At 64.9% G+C, this 747-nt stretch carries 1 protein-coding gene; it reads left to right on the top strand.

What is annotated here, in order from left to right; genetic code table 11:
• Nucleotides 1–34: 34 nt before the first annotated feature.
• On the top strand, nt 35–747 hold a 713-nt coding region (locus BN1133_RS02410; protein ID WP_197273643.1), incomplete at its 3' end, for a transporter substrate-binding domain-containing protein.

Raw genomic sequence — 747 nt, 5'->3', positions numbered from 1 at the left:
GCTCTACAGGGCGGGGGCAAGGAGGGGGGGGGCCATGGTACCCGCCGCCTGGCTGAGTCCTGACACCATGGGGGAACTGTTGCCGGAGCTGGCCCTGAAGCCCGCTCCGGCAGGGGTCTCTCCCTACCAGCTGTTGCAGGAGGGGAAGGCACAGGCCTATTTCGGTGACTACCTCTCCCTGCGCGATACCCTGCGCCAGCATCCCGATCTCGATGCCAGATTGCGGACCCTGGATAGCCAGGGATTACTGATGTCCATGCGCCTGGTGATGCGAGACGAGCCCAGATTGCGCGAGGCTATCGATATCGCCATCCGTTACCTTCCCCCGACCCGGGTCTACCGGCTGGCCGAGGAGTACGTTCCTCATGCCGCGCAGGCGATCAACCCTCCCGAGTGGAGTGACGAGACGCTCTCCTGGTTGGCTCGGACCCGGGAGATTCGGGTGGCGATAAACCCGGGTCTCAGCCCTTTCTCCAGCGTGGGAAGCAGCGGTGAGCCGGTAGGGTGGGCGGTCGATGTGCTCAAAGGGTTGCTCAGACCCCACGGTATCGCCATCTCCTGGGTTCCGGTCACCACTCGGGAGGAGGCGTTGGGGCGGCTGGAAGGTGGGCAGGTTGATCTGCTGCTCGGGTTACCCGAGACATCGGCGCTGGCCGATACCCTGCGTTTTACCCGCATCATGGTGCGCAGCCACTGGGCCATCGTCACCCCTACCAGCGTCGTGACCGAGCTGGCTCAACTGGCCGG

Origin of the sequence: Aeromonas schubertii (genome assembly GCF_000820105.1) — a bacterium.
Lineage (GTDB): Bacteria > Pseudomonadota > Gammaproteobacteria > Enterobacterales > Aeromonadaceae > Aeromonas > Aeromonas schubertii.
The sequence above is the reverse complement of the archived record's forward strand: the minus strand, read 5'-3'. Positions and strand labels throughout refer to the sequence as shown.